The organism is Paenibacillus sp. ACRRX, from assembly GCF_022346885.1.
Taxonomy (GTDB): domain Bacteria; phylum Bacillota; class Bacilli; order Paenibacillales; family Paenibacillaceae; genus Paenibacillus_B.
The window spans coordinates 141897-164981 of sequence record NZ_JAKRNK010000002.1; the positions used below are offsets into that span (position 1 = coordinate 141897).

Annotated in this window: 15 protein-coding genes; all 15 read right to left on the reverse strand. The window is 39.7% G+C overall.

Annotated features, from left to right (window positions below; all coding sequences use genetic code 11):
* Positions 1 to 18: 18 nt before the first annotated feature.
* The gene (locus MH117_RS06495; protein WP_239327870.1) at positions 19 to 1269 is read right to left on the reverse strand and encodes an MFS transporter; all 1251 of its coding nucleotides are present in this window, start codon (positions 1267 to 1269) and stop codon (positions 19 to 21) included.
* Between the two features lie 171 nt (positions 1270 to 1440).
* On the reverse strand, positions 1441 to 2316 hold the full coding sequence (locus MH117_RS06500; RefSeq protein WP_239327871.1) for a 3-hydroxyacyl-CoA dehydrogenase family protein: 876 nt from the start codon (positions 2314 to 2316) through the stop codon (positions 1441 to 1443).
* A gap of 47 nt (positions 2317 to 2363) precedes the next feature.
* Positions 2364 to 2612 (reverse strand): acyl carrier protein, encoded by a 249-nt coding sequence (locus MH117_RS06505; RefSeq protein WP_239327872.1) that lies wholly within the window; start codon positions 2610 to 2612, stop codon positions 2364 to 2366.
* Positions 2613 to 2642: 30 nt separating this feature from the next.
* Entirely contained in the window at positions 2643 to 3584 is a 942-nt protein-coding gene (locus MH117_RS06510; RefSeq protein ID WP_239327873.1) for an ACP S-malonyltransferase, read from the reverse strand.
* Positions 3565 to 4290 (reverse strand): thioesterase II family protein, encoded by a 726-nt coding sequence (locus tag MH117_RS06515; protein ID WP_239327874.1) that lies wholly within the window; start codon positions 4288 to 4290, stop codon positions 3565 to 3567. Before MH117_RS06515 ends, MH117_RS06510 begins: the two co-directional genes overlap by 20 nt.
* Before the next feature lie 40 nt (positions 4291 to 4330).
* Complete coding sequence (locus MH117_RS06520) at positions 4331 to 10147, reverse strand: type I polyketide synthase (RefSeq protein WP_239327875.1); 5817 nt, start codon at positions 10145 to 10147, stop codon at positions 4331 to 4333.
* Between the two features lie 132 nt (positions 10148 to 10279).
* The gene (locus MH117_RS06525) at positions 10280 to 12604 is read right to left on the reverse strand and encodes an ABC transporter permease (protein WP_239327876.1); all 2325 of its coding nucleotides are present in this window, start codon (positions 12602 to 12604) and stop codon (positions 10280 to 10282) included.
* Positions 12605 to 12606: 2 nt separating this feature from the next.
* The gene (locus tag MH117_RS06530; protein WP_239327877.1) at positions 12607 to 13311 is read right to left on the reverse strand and encodes an ABC transporter ATP-binding protein; all 705 of its coding nucleotides are present in this window, start codon (positions 13309 to 13311) and stop codon (positions 12607 to 12609) included.
* A 483-nt stretch (positions 13312 to 13794) separates the two neighbouring features.
* Complete coding sequence (locus MH117_RS06535; protein ID WP_239327878.1) at positions 13795 to 14847, reverse strand: dihydrolipoamide acetyltransferase family protein; 1053 nt, start codon at positions 14845 to 14847, stop codon at positions 13795 to 13797.
* A 6-nt stretch (positions 14848 to 14853) separates the two neighbouring features.
* A complete protein-coding gene (locus tag MH117_RS06540) occupies positions 14854 to 15846 on the reverse strand; it encodes an alpha-ketoacid dehydrogenase subunit beta (RefSeq protein ID WP_239327879.1) in 993 nt (330 codons plus the stop codon).
* 20 nt (positions 15847 to 15866) lie between these two features.
* Complete coding sequence (gene pdhA / locus MH117_RS06545; RefSeq protein WP_239327880.1) at positions 15867 to 16928, reverse strand: pyruvate dehydrogenase (acetyl-transferring) E1 component subunit alpha; 1062 nt, start codon at positions 16926 to 16928, stop codon at positions 15867 to 15869.
* Positions 16929 to 16950: 22 nt separating this feature from the next.
* Positions 16951 to 18138: a class-II aminoacyl-tRNA synthetase family protein gene (locus MH117_RS06550; protein WP_239327881.1), complete on the reverse strand. Its 1188-nt coding sequence runs from the start codon at positions 18136 to 18138 to the stop codon at positions 16951 to 16953.
* A gap of 73 nt (positions 18139 to 18211) precedes the next feature.
* Positions 18212 to 19417, reverse strand: a complete 1206-nt coding sequence (locus tag MH117_RS06555; protein WP_239327882.1) for an acyl-CoA dehydrogenase family protein — start codon at positions 19415 to 19417, stop codon at positions 18212 to 18214.
* On the reverse strand, positions 19401 to 20030 hold the full coding sequence (gene loaP, locus MH117_RS06560; protein ID WP_239327883.1) for an antiterminator LoaP: 630 nt from the start codon (positions 20028 to 20030) through the stop codon (positions 19401 to 19403). Before loaP ends, MH117_RS06555 begins: the two co-directional genes overlap by 17 nt.
* A 1023-nt stretch (positions 20031 to 21053) precedes the next feature.
* Positions 21054 to 22595 carry an FAD-dependent oxidoreductase gene (locus MH117_RS06565; protein WP_481857255.1) on the reverse strand — a complete coding sequence of 514 codons (1542 nt, stop codon included), beginning with the start codon at positions 22593 to 22595 and terminating at the stop codon, positions 21054 to 21056.
* Between the last annotated feature and the right edge of the window lie 490 nt (positions 22596 to 23085).

A 23085-nucleotide genomic window follows, 5' to 3' on the forward strand; every position in this document is an offset into this window, starting at 1 on the left:
CCCTTTTCCTCAAAATGATTATGCTCCAATTTTATGTTTTTCTGGATTGTATTGAATAAAAGCTTTAAAGGACTTTAAGAAAAATAAGGGGATAAATAAAACGGTCGTTGCCATGAAACCTGAAAATACAATGTACTTTATCGGGAAAAATTCGCCTAAAATACCTCCTAAAAACATAGCCAGCGGCGCAAGTCCCATTGTAAGTGTTCCCTTGAGTGATGATACCTTGCCCCTCATTTCCTGGGTCACCGTCAGCTGTATGGTCGATTCGATCAATACATTGACAATTGCGTTGAATATCCCACCGATAAATAACAAAATGGCCATAAGTATAAAATGGTTCATCATGACTGCAGTTGCAAAAACAATCCCTGATAACAGCCCTGAAACCGTAAGCACCATACTTTTGTTTTCAGGCTTGATACGATATACAGATGTAAAAATCATTCCCGCGAGCATACCTAGCGTAAAGATCGCCATTGCAATCCCGTATTTTACTTCTCCCAGATTCACGGCATTTTTAAACATGGGTGCAAGCAATACAATACTTATCGTTGCAAAAAAGTTTAAAAAACCTGCCAGAATAATTAAGTCTTTAAGCCCTTTCATTTTCCAGACATAAGCAAATCCGTCCTTCATATCCTGCCAGAAATTATATTGTTGATCCTGACTCGTTGACTTCGGAATTTTCATGAAAAATGAGAAGAAAAATGAAACAATATAAGATATGCCATTACATAAAAATAGAATCGGCGGGCCCACAAGATGATATAACACACCGCCTGATGAAGGTCCTATTATCTGAGAAATGGCACGTAACATACTTAAGTTAGCACTAGCTTGTACAATTTGAGACGAAGGAACAATATCTGGGATCGTTGACGTGACTGCGGGATTAAAAAATGCAGCGCATATCCCGAGAATAATCCCTGCTACAAATGCCATCCAAACTTCAAGAAATCCAAAAATTGCTGCAATACCCACAAAAACAATACATACACCTCGAATGAAATCCATTAATAGGATCATTTTTCTTCTGTCGGTGCGATCTACAATTACGCCTGCAAAAGGAGATATGAGGACTTTGGGAAGCAAAGTTGCCGCCAAAAGTGCACCCATTAACCCTGGCGAACCTGTTTCATAAAGTATCCAAAAAGTTAAGGCGATTTCATAGATCGAATCACCTAAAGTAGAAACCAGTTGTCCTTGCCAGAGTAAAAAGAAATTCATTGACCATAACCGTTTTTTAGGTTCGCTTGTGTTTTCCATTTTTCCTCCTGTCGAGAGCTAAAACAAAAAGAATCGCACTCAGCTTGGAGCCACCACTACCCGCTCCCTCACCGATCACGATTCCCTTGTTCAAGATCTATTGTTTCCTGTGTTGTATGCAACACTGCGACTTGAAATAATCTAACTTCAAAGCATTGCCATCATCATTTTTTAAACTTGCACTAAACTGCGCTCGTACATCGGATAAGAATAAAACCCTTGTCCGGTTTTCCTACCGTGTGTCCCTGCTTCTACCATTTTGCGAAGAAGCGGACAGCAGCGAAATTTCGAATCCTGATAGCTCTCATATAAAATGTCTAGTGAATGCACAACGGTATCCAGACCTATCAAATCAGCAGTTTCAAGCGGTCCCATTTTGTGTCCAAAGCATTTTTTGAAAATATCGTCTACATCCTTTGGTTCTGCCACTTGATCCTGAACGACAAATGCAGCCTCATTCATCATCAGATGAGAAATACGATTGGACACAAACCCTGGTAAGTCGTTAACCACAATAGCCTCTTTATTCAAAGTGGCAAGAAGCTCAATGGTGGCTGCAATGGTTTCCTCCGAAGTATGGTAACCCTTGATAACCTCTACCACCGGTTTCATTATTACCGGATTCATATAATGCGAGCCGATGACCTTAGTCGGCCTCTTGGTAAGAGAAGCAACTTTGGTAATTGAAATACAAGAGGTGTTTACAGCAAAAATACAATGATCAGGACAGATCTGATCAAGTGTTAGATATACGTCTTTTTTAATCTCCCATTTCTCTGGAACATTCTCAATGACGTAGTCTGCATCCTTTAATAAATCATAATTAACGGTAAAGCAAATTCGATTCAGGATGGTTTCAGGCTTCTCCACGGTTAGATCTTTGTGGTACAAGCCTTGAAAACGAATGTTACTGGCAACTTGTTCTTTGGCTCTCGTAAGAATATCTTCTGAAATATCAACGAGTATTACGTCATACCCGGCTAATGCAAAATGATGTGCAATGCCTGTCCCCATAACGCCTGCACCAATGACTCCAATCACCTTCATCTTTTTCTCCCCCTAAATCATATTGGATTGCCTTGTCGTGCTTGAATTCATTGACCTACTGCAGCGCGTTTGCTCGCTATGAGCGTAGCAATCGCCTGAATAGACTTGAAATTATTCAAGTCTAAATCATTGTTATCGATTTCGATGCCAAATTCCTTTTCAATAAACATAACCAGCTGCATGGCAAATAGAGAATTGACATCCCCAATTGCAAAAATATCATCGTTATCCTTTAATTGCTGATTTTTAATATATTTACTTAAAAATGCTCGTGTTTGGTTTCTGATTTCTTCCATTGTTATACACCTCTATTTAATAGTTTTTACTTACATCGTACTTTTTAATCGAATAAATTTTTTATACGTTAGAAATTCATAATCCAGATTAATGAGCCTTGATATTTTAGTAAGTGAATCATCCAAGCTAACTTCAACAAATTGATTTACTCCCCACTCGCCTAATTTTAGAATGGATGCATTCCAATTCATGGGACTTGCCATGTTTTTGATTAGCTCATCCTTTAAATCAGACGCACTTTGGATGACAGTCTGAGTAAAGACCGATACAATCGGTATCTCACCATCACAAATAGGAGTTTTCTCTACCAAATTTACGAACACATCAATTCCCCTTGCTGCATAAGGAGAATGAAACGCATATGGCGTATTGATGGTTGAGGCTTTTATAGCCCCCTCCTGTTCAGCTATTTTCAAAACCTGATGAACGCTGTCCTTGATTCCTGAAATAACGAGACAGGTATCATTATTTTCGCTAGCGATATAAACATCATTTTCCGTTTTGCAATAGACAATGATATCGCAAATCTCACTATACGTTTTGCCTACGATGACTCCCATACTGCATAAATCTGCGTGACCTTTGGGGTATTCGTATATCGTTTGGAGCATTCGCAATCCAGCAGCAAAAGAAATGGACTTGCCACACGCCATAGCGGTGATCAAGCCCATACTGTATCCTACCATCATTGCAGGTCTGATGCCGGAATTATCATAATGCTGATAAACAATATAATCACACGTATAAATCGCTATCCAATCATAGAACATCTTATCGTACTGCACACTTTCCTTATCTTCAGAGTTAATAAGATAGGCATACAAATCTATCCCAATCTCCTCATTCACAGTGGAACAGTACTGTTTCAGGTATTCTAGCTGTTCTTTATCAAACTTATCCAACAAATCACGGTAGTCCGCTCCAACACCCTGAAAAAGAAAGGCCCGCTTTTTATTGCTTAATTTGTTCATGACCAACCTCATTATTCTGGCATAATTCGTCTTCAATCATTTTTACGATTTTATCGACATGATCATTAATAAAAAAGTGGCTGCCCGTAAAATAATAGGACTTGCTCTTCTGTTCGCATAAATCGTCCCATGTAATCTTTTGAATACTATCAATTTTATCTTCTAATCCACTTAACACAGATATCTTGCATTTTAGTCTTTCCGTTCTTTCTTGAAACTTATAGGTTTCCATGATTCTGATGTCATTTTTTAATATCGGCAAATAAAACTCCATTAGTTCTTTACTCTGAGTTAGCTCTTCATGGATGCCACCTAGTGCAATTATTTTTGCAATAAATTCATCATCAGACATGTTAAAGCTGACATACATATTATTCTGCACGATAGGTGATTGTCTTCCTGAGAAAAAAATATGCTGTGGCTTCTGCTGTCCTTCGTCTAAAATTTTGTAGTACAGCTCGTAGGCCAACAACGTGCCCATACTATGGCCGTATAGCGCATATTTTCCCTCGTTAATTTTATCTTTTATCATCGAATAAATATCATCCACAGCTTCTGATATATCCTGATAAAAGCCCTGACCAAATCTCTCCCCCCTTCCCCTTATTTCGATAGCTTCTATTTCCATCGCGTGAGAAGTGAATGTATTCCAGTGTGAATACGCACGCTTGGATCCACCTGCAAATGGTAAACAAAACAATTTCATTGGCACGTTCTCCTCCGAAGTAACAAGTACACATTTGTCCTTAATTAATTAGGGAATTGATTTCAGACAAAATATCATCTACGGACTGATCTTCATTGTCTGCGCTGACATTCTCTTCTTTCTCTTCAAAGCTCATAGCTTCCCTTAATAAATAGTCATTTAATTTTCTTAGAGATGGATAGTTGAAGAATACAGAAATGTCGACCTGTACATGTAATAGAGCTTTTATTTCGTTCCTCAGAGAGAATATCATCAAGGAATCTACCCCTTGTTCTGTAAAGGAACTATCTACGGATAGTTGACTGACATCATTAAATCCAATAATGTTAGCTGCTGCTTTATGCAATAGGACTAATAAATAATCACTCCTTTCCGTTGTTCCTAAATCTTTCAGCTTGGCGACAACATCTTCTTTAGCAGCCGTATTCCCGCTTTGTTCTCCGAGCACAGGACTGTTTGTAATGAAATTCGTTAGAAATGCCGTTACTTCATCTACACCTGTTCTCTCACTAAATAACTCCCAATTTGCATCGACAACAACGATCGAAGACATGTTCTTATGAAATAGGTTGTCAATCATTTTCTTTCCAAGCTCTTTAGACATCCCATAGAGTCCTTTATTCTCGATGTTCTTTAAAATATTGCTGTTACTTGTAGCCATTCCAGCTTCTTCCCAAGGCCCCCAGCATATCGACATCGCTGGCATTCCCAAGCTTCTTCTATATTCTGCAAACCTATTCATAAAATAATTGGCTGCTGCATAATTGGCTTGTCCCATATTGCCCACAACTGAAGAAATAGATGACATCATCACAAAGAAATCCAAGCTCTCCTCTTTTAATGCATGATGTAAGTGATAGGTTCCCCCTATCTTTGCTTTGAATACATTTTCAAAGCTGTTCCAGGTTTGATCTTTTATCATCTTATCTTCAATGATTCCGGCTGCATGGACGACGCCTTTAATCTCCATGTTGTTCTGTTTTAGTTTCTGTACCACTGCGATTACGTCAGCTTCATTACTTATATCAGCTTGTTCAACGATGAGCTGGACACCTTTTTCTTTCCACGAGTTCACAGTTTCAAGCAATGTGCCCGAAGCTTGACTTCTACTTAATAACACGATGTTTTTAGCACCCTGCTGGATCAGGTACTCTGCATAGATTTGACCTATCGATCCGGTCCCACCCGTGATCATATACGCTGCTGTTTCGTCGATCCGAATTGTGAGATCCTCGCTGCTAGTGCGGCTCTTGGCGTTTCTAATCAGCCTAGGAATGTACCTCTTATGCTGATTCCTCAGTACAACCTGCTTATCTTCTCCATGTATGATCTCGTTAATAATTGTATCGATATGGTTATTCAGCATATGGAGATCCGTATCAATAATGCCCTCCCATAACGGCGTATGCTCGAGTCTAATGACTTCGGAAAACCCCCATAATGGAGCTTGATAGAGGGACGTTGCTATGCCATCTATCTGATGTACATTGTTTGTTATTACTTTCACGACCATTTTATTAGAGTAATTTAATTCGGTTATGGATTGTACGAGGTGCAATAAACCACTACATTCCTGTTCCACTACTGCTAATAATTTTTCTGCTTGTAAATTTTTTAGCTTAGCTTCATCCGTTGTGCTTAAATAAATAAGCTTACATCTTTCTTTTTTATATCGACTTGCGATGCTTTCCAGAAGCTGCTTTACATCGTGTTTATTGGAGTACGATATAAAAAACAGATCATTCTCATGCTCTACATATTTGTCCGCTTGCATGACTCGTATCGAAGATATTCCATGGTTATTCAATTTTTCATGGAATTGATCAACGATATCCGGGTCATTTCCGATTAATACAATTTTTTCATTGCCTGTGCCATTTTTGCTTGTTTTTGCTGCTTCCATCCATTCCACGTTATAGAGCATACGATCGCCGTTACTATTTAGCTCTTTGAGTAAGGTATCTCGCTCTGTTATCTTCGCCATGATACGTTCAATTTCAAATACGATTTCCCCCTTTTCATTGTAAACATCGATATCGCCGACTACCCCAGATTGTTGGGAATCATCTACCTTAATATGGCACCAGAAGCTCTCAGCGTCTCTGTAGTAATACTTTAATTTACCTAAGGATATAGGAATAGCCGTCTTTAATGCATATTCCTCACTCTGAGAATCCATCCGCATACTCAATTCGGAAACAAAAAATACAGATTGGAAGATAGAGTCTATAGTACCCGCATATACGATATAATTTTTACCATCGGGAATGTCCTTTTTAGGATCAATAAAGCAGACTCCTTCCGCTTCACCCTTCCACACTTTCGAAATTCGTGTAAAGCCATCTCCTAATTTAAACCCAAACTTTTTCATCACATCATAGGCACTGTATTCCGATGTTACTTCAGGATACCTGTCTATTAACTCGTCAATCGACACACGCTTCTCTTGTTCTTGCCCCTGAGCCATCATAATATTGCCCTTGCAATGTTTAATCCAGTTCTCATGTTGAGATTGCTTGTCTGTACTTACAAGTTCAAATTTCATTTGGTCTTGATTCGTATCTTCGATAAGAAATTGCACAACCCGCATTTCGTCTTGTATAGCCGTTAGGGGGGCATGAAACTCTACATTGGATATCGTGCAGCTTGACGGATTTCGGAAATCTTTAGCAATCGATAAAAGCATGGACATATGAGCAGCAGCAGGAGCAATCGCTGTCTCGAAAATAATATGTTCTTGCATAAAATACGGATTTTCTATCGTATAATTGCTCTGATATAGAGTGCCATTTTTAAAATAAGGGGTACTAATTCTCTGTCCAATGAGTGGATGATAATCCGTGCTTGCAATAGCAGGCAAACGATCTTCATGGGAGCACACGGGCTGCATCCAATAGGATTCTCTATCAAACACATAAGCAGGCAACGCTACTCGATTGTAGTCATGATCTAAGCTTGTCTTGAGTCCTGTCCAATGGATTGTGACGCCATGGCAATACAATTCGCCCATGCAATGTGTGATTTGCTCCCATGCCTTTTTTTTCATATCCAATGAGTTTACCAACATCTTCTCTTCACCAAGTATGAGCTTACCAAGCGTGCATAACGTGTTGTTTGCTCCAATTTCGAGGAAAATGGTATTGTGTACATCCTTTAATTGAGATAACGCTTGATAAAAATCAACTTTATCCTTGATATGATTGGTCCAATAGTCAGCGTCTAATAACTCATCTTTTTCTATAACTCTTCCGAGGGTGGCCGATATATAAGGCAGCTTGCTGCTTTTAAATTCCACTTCGTGCTGCGCAACATCTCTAAATGGTTCTAAAATCGGAATCATAAGATGGGAATGGAAAGCATGGGATACACGCAATCTTATTACATTTATGTTTCTATTTTCCGCTTCTTTAGTAACTTCCTCTACAGCATCAAGCTCTCCAGATATCACGATACTCTCTTCCGCATTATGCAAGGCGATAGACAGCTTTTCCTCATAACCCTTTAGTAAAGCTTCAACCGTTGTTTTATTCGCATATAGAGCAGACATCGCTCCTTGTCCCGGAGCTGAATCCATTAATCGGCCTCGTAAGGCAACCAGCTTCACAGCATCCTCAAGACTCAATATACCTGCTGCAACTGCTGCGGTGTATTCTCCTATACTATGACCCAGGACGACTTCTGGAGTAACCCCTACACTTTCCCAGAACTTTAATAGGGCATACTCGATTGAAAATATTAGAGGCTGAGCATAGAGAGTTCTTTCAATATCCTTACTGGAAAATTTATTGCTGTAGATCATTTCAACTAAAGATATATCCACATACGGCTCAAACAATTGATCACATTCGTCAAAAGCTAATTTAAACGAAGGATTATGCTCATACAATTCTTTCCCCATGCCTAAGTATTGAGATCCTTGTCCCGTAAATAGGAACACTCGTTTTGTTTCCTGATGCATATCCATCTTGTTATTATGCCGCGTTGAAATTCCAGCTTTGTTGTTCGTATCCAAATAGGCTTGCAGCCTGTTCATTAGTTCCTCTCGGTTTTTACCAGTAGCAGTAAACCTGTAAGGAAAATCAACTTTGGCTCTATTGTTGGTACAAGCATAGTCTTTGACCGAAATCTGAGGATTTCTCTTCAAGTATTCAAGATTGCTTTTAATATTATCGAGTAATGACTTATCACTTTTAGCTGATATTTTCACGATGGAGATGGCATCCGTATCCATTGTTCGTATCGTTTCTTTTCTTGGCGGCTCTTCTAAAATGATGTGGGCATTGGAGCCACCAAACCCAAATCCATTTACTCCCACTCTTCGTAATCGGCCATCACTTTTCCAAGCTTTATTTTCTGCTATGACGGATACCGGTGATTTCTCCCATGGAATAAAAGGGTTTGGCTCATTAAAATTTAAATTAGCAGGTATCATCTCATTTTTGAACGCTAATAGTACCTTTATAAGACTAGCCACTCCTGCTGCTGCTTCTAAATGCCCGATATTCGACTTAACAGAACCAATCTGAAGCGGATGATCACTAGCTCTATCTTTGCCATAAGTATTAACAACAGCTTTTACCTCTATAGGATCTCCCAGTTTTGTACCAGTACCATGCATTTCCATATAGTCAACATCAGAATAATCCAATCTAGCATCTTTTAGCGCCTTTGTGATTACTTTCTCTTGCGCTAAGCCATTAGGCGCCGTTAATCCGTTGCTCTTGCCATCTTGATTAATCGCCGTGCCTTTTACGACACCAAGTATATTATCGTTATTCTCTATAGCGTCATGAAGGCGTTTTAAGATCAATACCCCGCCGCCTTCACCTCGACCATATCCATTTGCTGCCGCATCAAAGCTCTTACTTTGCCCGTCAGTGGATATGGCTTCTAGCTTTGAGAAGCACACATGAACTGCTGGCGAAATCATCAAATTCACGGCACCCACGACTGCGGTATCTACTTCACCAGATTTAATGGCTCTGCAAGCCAAATGAAGTGCCGTAAGGGAGGAAGAGCATGCCGTATCCACGCAAAAGGAAGGTCCTTCAAAGCCAAACGTATAGGATATTCTCCCACAAGCCGTACTGAACGTTGTCCCTGTAAGCGAATAGGCGTCTATTTTACTTAAATCTCCTGATTTATAGTGGGCAAACGAATATTCTTCTCCTGCTATACCAATGTATACTCCCGTGTTGCTTCCATAATGATCCCCAATATTAAGACCACCATTTTCAAAAGCCTCCCATGTCAACTCAAGCAGCAATCGCTGTTGTGGATCCAATGACTTGGCTTCTTTGGGCGATATATTAAAAAACTTCTGATCAAAACGATCAATGGGAACGTTCAAAAACCCGCCTTTTCTAGAATACATTTTTCCAGGCTCTTCTTTGTCAGCACTGAAATAGTTATCTACATCCCATCGGTCCTCAGGCATATCACAAATCCCGTTAATGCCATTAATTAAAACATCCCAATATTCCTCAGGACTATTGGCTCCTCCTGGGAAGCGACAGCTAATCCCTACAATCGCTACATCTTGCTGTGAATTATTTTCTTCTTTGTCTCTATCCGCATCTTCACCATTTTGGGCATATACATCTACTTTATTTAAAGTGTTAAATAAAAAGTCTGCATACAGGTTGATATTGGAGTGCTCAAATATTGACGCAACTTCGATATCAATTTCAAATTGGTGTGATACTTTTTTTGTAAATAGTGGTATATCAACCGACACCAATCCTAAGCTGATAAATGGCTCATTGTAATCTACAACTTGTTCATCCAAAATATCTTCCACTAATTGTGCCAGATACGTGATAATCTCATGCTTTGTAAAATTTTTTTCAGAGCTCATTTTGTCTCATCTCCTTATAGGTTCCTTTCTTTGCTTTATAGCGATTACTCAAATCTTGATGTACGGTTGAATACACGCTGCATCTATAAAAACAACCTTAAGTTCCATAGGAACCTAAGGTTGTTTTTTCCATTATTCTACACTTTTTAAGGACTCAATCATATTGATACGAGATACTTTTCTTCGAAGCAGTAAGCTTGAAAGAATGGTAAGCGCAAATGCAAGTACAACAGATATTAGCATAACAAACAGACTTAATTGATCCGGGATTTGCTGATGAGCACTCGACAGTGCCTTGACGACAAGCCCATAAATGTAACCACTGATTGGTAGCGCTACAATAATCGCAAAGGTGGTGAGTATGATGTTCTCGAAGAAGATAAGCCGGTTTATTTTATGCTTAGGGTAGCCTAATACCTTGAGTGTGGCCAACTCACGATTTCTTTCATAAATGTTAATGGAAGATATCGTATAGATAGCGCCAAAGGAAAGCACGACCGCACAAATGATAAACATAATAAAGATAAAACTATTTTGCTTCAGAATATATTGAGCCGATTCTTTTAAATCATTCTTATCTGCGATAGTATCTACCTGCTGATCTTGTTCGAAGACACTACGCACACTTGCAAGATCTGTAGAACTGCCGGCCTCCACTAAAAGCGAGGTTGGATTGTACTTGATGCCAAAGCTCTCCAGATACGCTGGCGTGCTATAAAACGACGGATTCGAATACTGGGTGGATATTTGTATAACTTTCATATCGACCGTTTTATTAGCAAACTCTGGCGCAGTGAACTTGATTTGGATAATGTCCCCTTCTGCGATCTGATAGTTGTCGGCATACGATTTTGGGACCAGTACACCGCTGTCTTCCAAAGCAAGCTGTTTGTCATTTTCGTCGAAGAAATGAATGAGATTGTTTTCTTTCTTCGTTACAACTAACGAAGCATTCTTGTTGTCATTACCTTTAATTAATTCCACCGGAAAGGTGGATAGATCATAGCTGCTTTTAATACCGTTGGGTAGTTGTAATGTATCCGGAGTTGTTCCACTCTTATAATCGACTCTTAAATCGTAGGTGTTTACTTTTTCAATCTGATCTGCTACTTTTTGCAAGGATGTCATAGTACCAAAGGCTGTAATCAATAACACTGTACTCACCACAACACCAACGGAGCTTGCTAATGCTTTTGACTTATTTAAAAATATATTTCTCAAAATGATCTTGTAGCTGTAGGAAATATGATTCCAAATACCCGGAATTCTTTCGATGAGGAGCTTCTTCATTTTCTTAGGCGGTTTAGGCCGCATCGCCTGAGCTGCACGTTCTTTCAGGATGGCTCTGCCACTTAAGTAACAGGACAGGATTCCAAATGCACAAGAGAAAAGGATGGGTGGAATCACAGAGGTGAAGGATAAGGAGAACATAATATCAGGCAGCGCGTAGGCTTTTGCATTTGATGCTCTTATTAATGGAATAAATACATAAGTGGCAAGCACACAGCCTAGAACGGAGCCTATGATCCCTACCATTACGGGGTATCCCATATAGTGAAGCATGATGTTTCTGTTTTTTATACCTAATGCCTTCATAATCCCAACTTGATTTCGTTGAGAATCAATAATTCGCGACATGGTAAGGAATAGAATAATCGCTTCGATGATAAAGAAAACTAATGGGATAACCTTGCTCATCATGTTATTGTTATGGATGGTTTGTTGTAGTTGCGAATAGCTGAACATCCGCTCTTTACTGACTTGGCTAACATAGGAGAGTTGTTTAGATTGTGCTTCAATCGTTTTGCCTAATTGGTCAATATCGTAACCTTCCTTAACATCAATTAAGGTTTCATTATAATAAATGCCGCCTGCGATTTGAGGGATGGCGACTTCGGTTATATACGCTACGCCAAAAGATTTATGGTCTTGGACTGCGTTCTTTTTGGCATATTCTACATTTTCACCCAAGCCGCTAATGGTGAAGCTCATATTTTTATCATTCACACTTATTTGAATTTGATCACCGACCTGATGCTGATGTTCCTTAGCATAATGGGAATCTAGCAAGATTTCCTCTTTTTGGGTCGGAATCTTACCCTCAATCAGCGTAGGCGTATTAATTTCATTGTTTACAGGGATCGAGTGAATCTTTAAGGCAGCCTTCATTCCTTCAAACGCTTGTGTTGCATCCAGGGTATAGCGTCCTTCGATTTTGTTAATACCTTCAATGCTGCTTAACCCTGCTAAGTCCTGTTGGGATATTTTGTTGTAATAGACATTCAAGTCGCTTAAATTATGCTCTTTAAAGTAAACCTTCGTATAAGCGTTAAGATTATCGCTTAACGTGACCAGACCCGCGTAGAAAAAAGCTCCCACTGCGATAACCAGCACAAAGGCGATAAATTGTCCGATTGATTGTTTGATATCCCTTAGTAATTTTAAAAATAACTTCATCATTACCACTCGATCCCTTCAACATTCTGTTTATCCTGATTTACTGTAACGCTTTCGATCATTCCGCTCTTCACTTTGATAATTTTGTCCGCCATAGGAGCAATCGCGGTGTTATGTGTGACCAAAACAACGCACTTCTTCGTTTCCTTGTTCAAATCTTGAAGAAGCTTCAAGACAGACTTCCCAGTGACATAATCTAAAGCTCCAGTGGGTTCATCGCAGAGTAAAAGCAACGGATTTTTGGCAACAGCTCTCGCGATCGCAACGCGTTGTTGTTCGCCTCCAGAAAGTTGGGAAGGGAAGTTCTTGATACGGTCCTTTAATCCAACCTTATACAAAATATCTTTTGCGTCCAGATGGTTTTTACATACTTCCGTCGCAAATTCAACGTTCTCTAACGCGTTTAAATTCGGAATTAAGTTGTAAAATTGGAATACAAAGCCTACCTTCTCCCCGCGATATTCAGTTAGTTTTTTTTCGTTGTACCTTGTGATTTCTTGATCACCAACAAGCACTTGGCCTGTAGTAGCCGTGTCCATTCCACCAAGGATATTTAGAATTGTACTTTTACCGGCACCGCTTGCACCCAATACAACGACGAATTCTCCCTCTGATATGGAAAAATCAACACCCGCAAGAGCCTTGATCGGCACTTCACCAATTTTATATTCTTTTGTTACGCTTTTAAATTCGATTAGCTTTTTCACTTCTTACATCTCCTCGTTGGGTATTTTTGTGCTTGGTTTGACTCAATTTCCCGTTTCCGGTGAGATGGAAAAAGTCAAACTGATATTCTTACTAATAGGTTTGCTAGTTGGAAGCTGCACGGCTGAACTAACCTATCTATAGAACCCGCCCACTAAGACAGTGGCTAAAGGACCACTCGCTTTATTCAATTTATTCAGTTGGAAGCTATGATGATGATAGGAACAAAGGAAGTATAAACGGATGATGGGATTACAGAAGATCGTTTGTCAAGCAAAAGCATTGGCCCCGTTTGGGCTGGTAGTATTATTCCAGAAGTCAGTGATATTGGGTAGGCTGCCCAAGGGTGATACGCCCTCAAGCTCTCTCAGAAGGGAAGTTGATCCATCAATTGGACCTGTTAGTAATTCGAAATACACCAAAAATGTCATTCATCAATAATATTCACTTATAGGGGATTTAGACTTCAAGCTGCGAAAGCTGCGTTAAGCAAAATAGTCTTCATAATGACTTTCTAGGTTAGCTTTAAAGGTATTGATAAACCTCAGCCCATCCGCGCCATCAAAGAAGCGATGATCAAAAGTTAAGGTAATCGGGAGCATTTTTCTAACGACAAGCTCGTCATTCTCCGTAACGACGACTTTCTTATCGGCACGATATAAAGCAACAATGGCAACTTGAGGACAAAAAATAATAGGCGTAGCAAAGCCCCCTCCAATCGCTCCCACATTACTTATCGTAATTGTCCCCTCGCGTGCATCTGTAAATAACAACTTCTTTGATCTTGCTCTCTCAATTAGTTCATTGATCTCATCTGCCAATACATCAACAGTTTTTTCATTGACCTGCTTAACATTGGGAATAACGACACCTTCGTTAGTATCCACCGCAATCCCGATATTATGGGATTGAAACAGTTTCAATGATCCATTTAGCTCATTCGAGTTAAACATGGGATGCTGGTTGAGCGTTTGAGATAAGGCTTTAACAAAGATTGGTGTCAATGTAACGTTTAAGCCCTTATTTTGCTTTAATTTTTCCTTATGCAGCAATAAGTTAGTAATATCTGCTTCTGCATAAGCTGTTACATGAGGAATGGTTTGAAATGATTTTGTTACGATGTTCGCTATTTCTTTACGCATGGAGGTCAATTTTACAATCGTATCGTCGATTGAATTGTCTAACCCTACGCTCGGATAGGTACCGAGATTAATGCCAAAATCATTCCACGAATGCTCCTTCTCTTTAGTTGCATCCAGCTTCAACCATTCCTGATTCCATCCGCCGGATGCTTCCCCCTTCCCCTGATCAATGACGATAATTACATCGTTAACGGTGACGACATCACCCGGATTATAAGGCAGTTTGCCAACTATCCCTTCTACCGGCGAAGGAAGCACCGTTGTTACCTTATCCGTCTGAACTTCGACAAGCGGTTGATCTTCAACTACATGCTCTCCTTCTTTGACCATGTAAGCAACGATATACCCTTCAATAAGTCCCTCACCAAGCTCAGGAAAAAAAAATTCATATTTCATAACAGCTCACCTCTTAAGAGAAACTAACATTTGATTTATTTCATGGATAATTCTGTCTGCTGATGGGAGGTAGTAATCTTCGATGGAAAATTGCGGCACGGGAACATCAAATCCCGTAATTCGTTTTACAGGAGATTTTAATTCACCAAACATACGATCCTGGATTACAGCAGCAAGCTCAGCGCCTACACCACCCGTTAATGGAGCCTCGTGTACAATCACGGCCCGCTGCGTTTTTCTGACGGATTCCTGAATCGTGTCCATATCAAACGGATACAAGGTACGCAGATCAATAATTTCCACACTAATACCTTGGGACTTTTCAAGCTGTTCTGCAGCTTTAACTACATTCCATACCATAGCGCCCCAGCATATAACCGTAATATCTTTACCTTGCTTGATAATGTTCGCCTTGCCAAGTGGAACCGTATATCTTTGCAGCGGAACAGAATGACGCATGCTGCGATAAATTCTCATGGGTTCCAGAAAAATGACAGGATCATTGCCCTCTGACGCTGCAATGAGAAGCCCTTTAGCATCATAGGGATTACTAGGTATGACAACTTTTAACCCTGGTGATTGGAAAAAAAGGGCCTCAATACTCTCCGAATGCAGCTCGGGAGCACGGACGCCAGCTCCATAAGGAGCTCTTATGATTAACGGGACTTCATACTTACCTTGTGTCCGCATTCGTAGTCTTGATAGATGAGACAAAATTTGCTCTAAAGCAGGATAAATAAATCCAAAAAATTCAATTTCGACAATAGGTTTAAGTCCGTTCAGCGCCAATCCAATGGCACAACCTACAATACCTGCTTCAGACAAGGGAGTATCCACTACACGCCGATCTCCAAACTTATGAAACAACTTCTCGGTAACGCGGAAAACTCCGCCATTCTTACCAATGTCCTGCCCTAATAGAAGGATCTTGTCATCATCAGTCAATAACAAATCCAAGGTTTCATTTAACGCCTGAACGAGGTTTAACTCTCTCTGCATACCAAGCCCCTCCGTGAAATCTATTGATGATGATAACGTTCCATAAAGCTATTAAAGTTACTCTCCTGCTCTTGAATGTTCCACGGCTTTTCAGAAAGTACGTTCTTAAACATGATGGTTGGATCAGGTTTTGGAATATTAAGCGCATATTGAATGCCATCATTCACTAATCGATCTGCTTCTCTATGAATTTTTTCTTCCGTATCTTGATCCAATAAACCTTGCCTACGCAAATAAGCTTCTAACCGTAATATCGGATCTCGTGATCTCCATGATTCACTTTCCTCGGAGCTCCGATAGCGGCTTGGGTCATCGGCAGTCGTATGTGGGCCATAACGATAAGTTACCGCCTCTATTAAAGTAGGCCCTTTACCGCTTCTAGCAGCTTCCAGGGCATTTTTGGTCGTTACGTAAACAGCAAACACATCATTGCCATCAATACGAATACTGTTCATATCATAAGCTATCGCCTTTTGAGCAATAGTTTCACTTGCTGTTTGGCGTGATAGCGGTACACTAATCGCATAGCCATTGTTTTGACAGAAGAACACCACTGGTGCCTTAAATACAGAGGCCATATTTAACCCTTCATGGAAATCTCCTTCTGAGGTGGCCCCATCTCCAAAATAAGCTAGCGAGCAAGCACTTTCATTCTTATATTTACTAGCCCAAGCGGCCCCTGCCGCTTGAGGAATCTGTGTAGCTATCGGCACGTAAGGAGGAAGAATATTTCTATTATTAGGAGGAATACAGCCCTCAATTCTGCCCATCCAATACCAAATAATTTTAACCATCTCATAACCGAATGTTAACATCGCTGCATGATCCCGATAGGTAGGAAACATCCAATCCTGTTCTAAAAGTGCCATAGCACTGCCAACTTGGCTCGCCTCCTGCCCCTCAAAGGAAGCATAAGTACCAATTTGACCCTTTCTCTGCATGTTCACTAACTTTCGATCAAATATCCGATTTAATACAAGAAGCTTGTACATCTCCATGGCCAATTTTTCGTTTATGACCATATTGTCATCCCGCAATGTACCGTCGAGTTCTAAGATTTGAAATAGACGCTGTTGTTCCATCTAGTCCCCCATATTATTGGATTTAGTCCGCCAAAATGGCTTCTGGACATCCATTTGATAAAATTCTTGTCCATTTTTCTTCATCCATCCCGTGCTGGCTAATAAATGCGTAGGCTAACCTTTCAATTCCAAAACCAACACATCCTGTTGACATCCACTCAGATTCACCGCGTTTTATATTAAATTGCTCCCCAAAGAAATGATCATGAAAATTAAAGGAAGCGGCTGCTATGGTTCGATCGTCTGCAACCTTTAACCGCAGCTCGTATTTAAGTTCTTGCATTCTTTGATTAAATATCTTCGCCGCTGTGTCTTCACTGCAGAAGAACGGATCACTAGCTACTTCGCAGTGTCCTTCCAATCCCAATTTCTGAAAAAGAGCAAATGAAGCTTCCATAAATTTTTGACGACTATCCAGCACAAAATCCTTTGACCCCATAAAGACAATTTCACGAATAGAGAAGTCCCATAATCTTTCTAGGGTGCGATGATACTTCGATTCATAGCGAAATGATTTTCCGATTGATGTTATGACACGATTTTGTGATTCAGCATGTTGGGTATTTTGGAATTGATGATAGGTGTGGTAGCACATGGTTGGGGGCAGGCAATAGTCAACATTTTGGCAGGAGGACAGCAAATATGAACCGACCCCGTTATGAGATGTATAGTCCTCAAGAAAATCACGGTAGGTATCAATATCATTATGAAGCCTCGTAACAAACATTAAGAAATGTGGGAACGATTTAAAATATCCACATTTCTCTAAGGCTTTGGTAGAAATTAATGTAGGATATCGATATTCGATTGCTCCAAAATTAGAGATCGTCATCTCTTTAATCATTCGATCTAAAGTATCCATTAAGAAAATTAATTTTTCTCCAAAACAGACCTGACCTTCGCCCATTTCATAAACCATTTCTTTTTCAAGCAGCTTATCAAAAAGATCATCCTGATAAGTTGTGTCATGTTTATCTGATTTCCAAATGACTCGAGGTGGCAGCACTTTTTGAAGCGCAATCTCATTGTCGATCACGGTTATTAATTTAGTTTTAATTTCGATAGGATCGGTTCCTGGCAATAGACTGACTTCTACACCATTGATAGTACTTTCACCTTTAACCAATTTAAATTGATTAATGTTGGCGGATATAAAATAAATTCTTTTTTCTAGTTCCTCGGCGTGTTTTATAGATATTGGTTCATCCAATAGAATGTAATGAATATTGTCCATAGTTATAAGCATTCCTTTCGCTTCGAGAAAGTATGTGATTCAATGCCAGTCAGTTATTAAACATATTAAAAGCGTCCTGCGCAATTAAGACCTGTTGAATCTGAGTGCTTCCTTCTACGATCTCCATAACCTTGGCATCTCTCATATGTCTTTCAACGGGGTACTCGCTGCTGCAACCATTGGCTCCATGTATTTGAACTGCATCCTTTGCCGCTTTAAAAGCATGAACGGTAGAGAAATATTTGGCCAATGAAGTAGCAAACGTAGCATTTACCTCATTGTTGTCCCATAGCTGGCCTGCTCGAAAACATAGATGCCTTGCAGCTATCGTATTGGTTACCATATCGGCAATCATCTGTTGAATCAATTGATGTTCTTTTAGATAGTGATCAAATTGTTTTCTTTCATTAACATAGTCTAAGCTCGCATTCAAACAAGCCTGTGCCAAGCCTGCGGCTCCCCAGGCTGTACTGTAACGTCCATGAGTCAAACCGTTATTGGCTACAAGCGCTAATCCGAAGCCGACTTTACCAACCAAATTGTCGACAGGAACTCTGCATTCTTCAAAACTTAGTTCAGCTAGCAAGGAGCCCCTAAAGCCTACTAGTCCAGATATCGGACGAACGGTTAGGCCGGGTGTATTTCTTTCTACTAGCAAGGCTACTGCCTGACCATCACATTGAGCAAATACCAAAAAGACATCCGCTTTTTGTGCAAACGTTATCCATTTTTTTTGACCCGAAATTACGTACTCAGTACCCACTCGTTGCGCTTTCGTTTGAAGGTTTTTTATGTCACTTCCGATTTGGGATTCCGTAATAGCAAAAGAGACCTTGAGTTCACCTGAACTCATCTTTGGCAACCAGTACTGCTTTTGCTCTTGAGATCCCCATCGCAGAATAGACGATGTGACCATGCCTTGAACACCAATAATATTCCGTAAACTTGCACAGCCACGACCAATTTCTTCATTCCACAAACCATAAGTAATATAATCCATGTCAGCTCCACCGTATTTAGCGGGTAATGCGGCTCCCCAGTTACCTTTATCTATAATCTTTTGAAGGACGGAATCTGGCATGTTTTCCTCTTGATCAATATGTCCAGCTGCGGGGACAATTTCAGAATCGACAAAAGCTTTGAATTCCTCTTGCTTCTCCATTTGTTGATTCGTCAGTTCAAGGTTTTGGATAAACAAAATATTACCTCTTTTCATTTCAGTATATTTAACATTTTTGTTAGCCCATCTTTTCATAAAACTTCATCATACCTTGGCTATCCGGCACTATTAATTCAATTCCTACTTCAATTAATCTTTCGCCGCCAAAAAAACTGACCGCAATTTGAGCTCTTCTCTTTCTTTTGTCAATTTTTTTGATCATCCCTTCCATGCCATATAACGGGCCCGATTGAACACTTACCTTAGCGTTTTCAACAATGACGTTTGAGTACTCAATAATATTCTCGTTATTAATGAGCTGCAGGATCTGTCTGATTTCAACCTCCTCTATTTTGTTAAAAAAATCATCGTAATTATAGATGGGGTCTCCTTCTTCTATGTGTGGATCAGGCATTGACTGAGATCTTCGATTTATTTTGTCTAGCATAAAAGATGAATTACGGAGCAATCGATAGTACTTGGGCAATTTTTTCAGCTCATAATACATGGTTGGAGTCATCTTTGTGTTGATTAACAGATAACCAGGGAATAACGTTTTAACGACACTGTAAAATTTACCTCCCTTTTTTTCAGGAATTAGCCGTTTCGGAACACATGAATATAAATCTTTTTGGCAGAATTGTAACTTCAAGCATTTCTGAACAATGTCCTCACTGCCTGTTTCAACAAAAAGTGCATACCAGCCCATACTATAGCTCCTTTTGAAAATGAGATATGTTAAGCGGTTTGAACATAAAAAAGAGAAGGAACTAATTAAACATCCCTCCTCTTTTTTATATTTTTTGATTTTTTATCCATCCTGTGCTAAAAAGACAGAGCTTCGCCACTGAGCTACCCTCCTAAAAGATAGACCTATTGCGAATGAGGAATATTTTCACACAGAAAAATTAACGTGCCTAAACAACGATTAATCCTTACAGAGTGATTGGATGTTAGAAGGGGCTGTCAAGAATGTTGTGTAAATTCATATTAGAAGAGTATCTCGCGAAGAACAGCAATTTCCTACTCAACATACGATCTGAAAATCGCTTTGCATTTGCTGTTCCGTTTATTTGGTGTGGTCTTGCTTTCATTCCGTGGTTTCTATAACCCAGATATAACTCGTTCCATGCATTGCTTGGAGGAACGGTTTGGGGGATTTCATGCTTTTATATTAATAATATTGAAAACTGCCTTACATGTAGCTTCTATAAAAGACCTCTGTAGGCACTAATCCATGAATTGCATTTCTTAAGCTCGAATTTGGCGCATGTTACTGCTCCGTCAACTGTTAAAATAACAAAATAGTATCACTAAAGCCCGATAGTTGCCATGTTTGGTTTTCTTTACCGATTATATCCTTATACAGACACGATGTAAATATCTAGATGTCGAAGCGCTGTAGATTCTACTCGAATGAAGAGAGCATTTGTCTTTCTAAAAACAATGCGCTTATCGCTTCTCCCTGTAACATAACTAGTATTTACACCCGGTTACGTTCCATCCATGACGTGTACTAGGAGCAATCAACCTACCGCTTAATTAGACATGATGCAATGATACTATTATTTCGTAAGCTATTTATCCCCCCCGGAAACACTCATTTGAATTTTGTGTAAATAGAGGACATCTGAACGAAATTACCAATGTCACATCCAATTTCCAAGTAAAGGAATGATACTATTATGGTAAATGTGCACACGGAAATCGTCAAGTTCATTTTTTCGCTCGGTTATTGAATGATTTGTTTTAGAGGTTTTGTTGCAGGCCCTTCTAACACATCACCATCAATCGAAAATCTTGAGCCATGACATGGACAATCCCAGCTTCGATCCCCAACATTCCACTCAACCTCGCATCCCATATGCGTACATGTGGTATCGACAACGTGTAGTGTACCCTGCTCATCTCTGTAAGCCCCTGCTCTTTTTCCATTTACGGATACAACAGCGCCTTCATCGTTCGCTAAATCCTTAGGCAGCTTATGAACAATTTCAAGCGTTCCACTAATGAGGTGTTTGGCAACATCTACATTCTGATAAATAAACGTCTTCACATCAGGGAAAGCAAGGAATCTGGATGGTGTATATAAATCTTGATACGCGTTTTCTTTTCCTATAATCAAGTCCCGAAGTAAAATTGCGGCAGCTGTTCCCGTTGTCATCCCCCATTTTCGATACCCTGTTGCTACGTATACATTAGGCGTTACGGAAGAAATCTGCCCTATATATGGTATCTTATCTAAAGTGACCAGGTCTTGAGCAGACCATCGGTAAGGAAACTCTTGTATTCCAAACGTAGTGTGCGCAAAAGCTTGCAATGCCTCATAATGCTTGATTGTACATATCCCCTGTCCCGTTTTATGACTTTCACCGCCAATTAAGATCAAATTGTCCCCGCTGCTTAGTTGCGTCGTTCTGACGGAACGTTTCGGGTCATCAGCGCTTAAGTACATACCATTCAAATCGCTGCTTTTACTTTTGACCCCAATTACATAGGAACGTTCAGCATGCATTCTTGCAAAATAAAACCCCATCCCGTCCATACAAGGGAAATGAGAGCAAGATACGACGTGCTTACATGTAATTTTGTGGCCATCGCTTGTTACTACTACTGGCTGAGTGTCATCTTCTACGGTTTCTACCGTTGTATGCTCATAAATATGCCCACCTGCCTGAATAAACAACTGTACGAGCTTCTTCAAATATTCAAGTGGATGAAATTGAGCTTGATTTTGCATTACAATTGCTGCCTTTATCGGTACGGGGAGATCGATTCGGCTTACCATGTTCCCGTTTATTCCAAGCTTGTCATACGCGTTATGCTCATTTTCGAGCCTTTTTATGATAGTTTCTGAATTCGTATAAATATAAGCATCCTTTTCAATAAAATTACATTGGATGTCGTGTTGTTTAATGGTCTGCTTTATAAATTGCAGCGCTTCGTCATTTGATTTGTAATAAAGCTGTGCCTTTTCTTTACCAAAATTTTGGATTAACTCGTCATAAATCAAATCATGCTGGGCCGTGATTTTTGCTGTCGTATGACCCGTTGTTCCATTGAACAGGTAACCTGCCTCTAACAACACAACATTAAGTCCTTCTTTTGCTAATAAATAAGCGGACGTAATACCAGAAATTCCTCCGCCAACGACAACAACCTCAGCTTCAATATCGCCGGTAAGCTTTGGGAAGGAATCAATGCTTACTGATTCCAACCAATAAGACTTAGGCAAGTGGGGCATATCTTTAAATATCAAGGTTTCCTTTTCCATCATGAATGAACCTCCTAGATTAGGGTCTCTTGATATTCATTACCTGTTTAGTATTTGTTTAATCAAAACGCAGGTTTGCAGCATATTTTCCACAAAAGTATATAATATTTATCTCTGCGGCTTCTGATGACCTAAGTCCTATCCCAGGATCAGGCATATCTTTGATTTATATTTCTCTACAGCCATTTGCAAAGTACAGTTAAATGTACCCTTGATTTTGCTAAAATTTGTGTTAATATTTACCTCAAAAGAACCCTCACGATATGATAGCACTTCCATGCAAGCGGACAAGCGCATTATCTACCATCGATATAGGATTAACAAAAGGTGTATTCTTCTATTGCGTTGTTTACTCCCCTTATCGAAAGACCGTAACCATTTGTAAGCCTTGACTAATTCCGCAGTAATTACCTGTAATCCACCCATTATACATACCTTATTTTTATTTAATATTTTTTGTAAGCCTATTTTTGGGATGAAGGAATTCCGT

Bases quoted from the DNA above. Each gene is read 5' to 3' on its own strand.
- MH117_RS06565 (WP_481857255.1), bottom strand. From the start codon at position 22,595: ATGGAAAAGGAAACCTTGATATTTAAAGATATGCCCCACTTGCCTAAG.
- MH117_RS06525 (WP_239327876.1), bottom strand. From the start codon at position 12,604: ATGAAGTTATTTTTAAAATTACTAAGGGATATCAAACAATCAATCGGA.
- MH117_RS06505 (WP_239327872.1), bottom strand. From the start codon at position 2,612: ATGGAAGAAATCAGAAACCAAACACGAGCATTTTTAAGTAAATATATT.
- pdhA (WP_239327880.1), bottom strand. From the start codon at position 16,928: ATGGAACAACAGCGTCTATTTCAAATCTTAGAACTCGACGGTACATTG.
- MH117_RS06515 (WP_239327874.1), bottom strand. From the start codon at position 4,290: ATGAAATTGTTTTGTTTACCATTTGCAGGTGGATCCAAGCGTGCGTAT.
- MH117_RS06555 (WP_239327882.1), bottom strand. From the start codon at position 19,417: ATGAAAAGATGGGCTAACAAAAATGTTAAATATACTGAAATGAAAAGA.
- MH117_RS06535 (WP_239327878.1), bottom strand. From the start codon at position 14,847: ATGAAATATGAATTTTTTTTTCCTGAGCTTGGTGAGGGACTTATTGAA.
- MH117_RS06520 (WP_239327875.1), bottom strand. From the start codon at position 10,147: ATGAGCTCTGAAAAAAATTTTACAAAGCATGAGATTATCACGTATCTG.
- MH117_RS06495 (WP_239327870.1), bottom strand. From the start codon at position 1,269: ATGGAAAACACAAGCGAACCTAAAAAACGGTTATGGTCAATGAATTTC.
- MH117_RS06540 (WP_239327879.1), bottom strand. From the start codon at position 15,846: ATGCAGAGAGAGTTAAACCTCGTTCAGGCGTTAAATGAAACCTTGGAT.
- MH117_RS06500 (WP_239327871.1), bottom strand. From the start codon at position 2,316: ATGAAGGTGATTGGAGTCATTGGTGCAGGCGTTATGGGGACAGGCATT.
- MH117_RS06510 (WP_239327873.1), bottom strand. From the start codon at position 3,584: ATGAACAAATTAAGCAATAAAAAGCGGGCCTTTCTTTTTCAGGGTGTT.
- loaP (WP_239327883.1), bottom strand. From the start codon at position 20,030: ATGGGCTGGTATGCACTTTTTGTTGAAACAGGCAGTGAGGACATTGTT.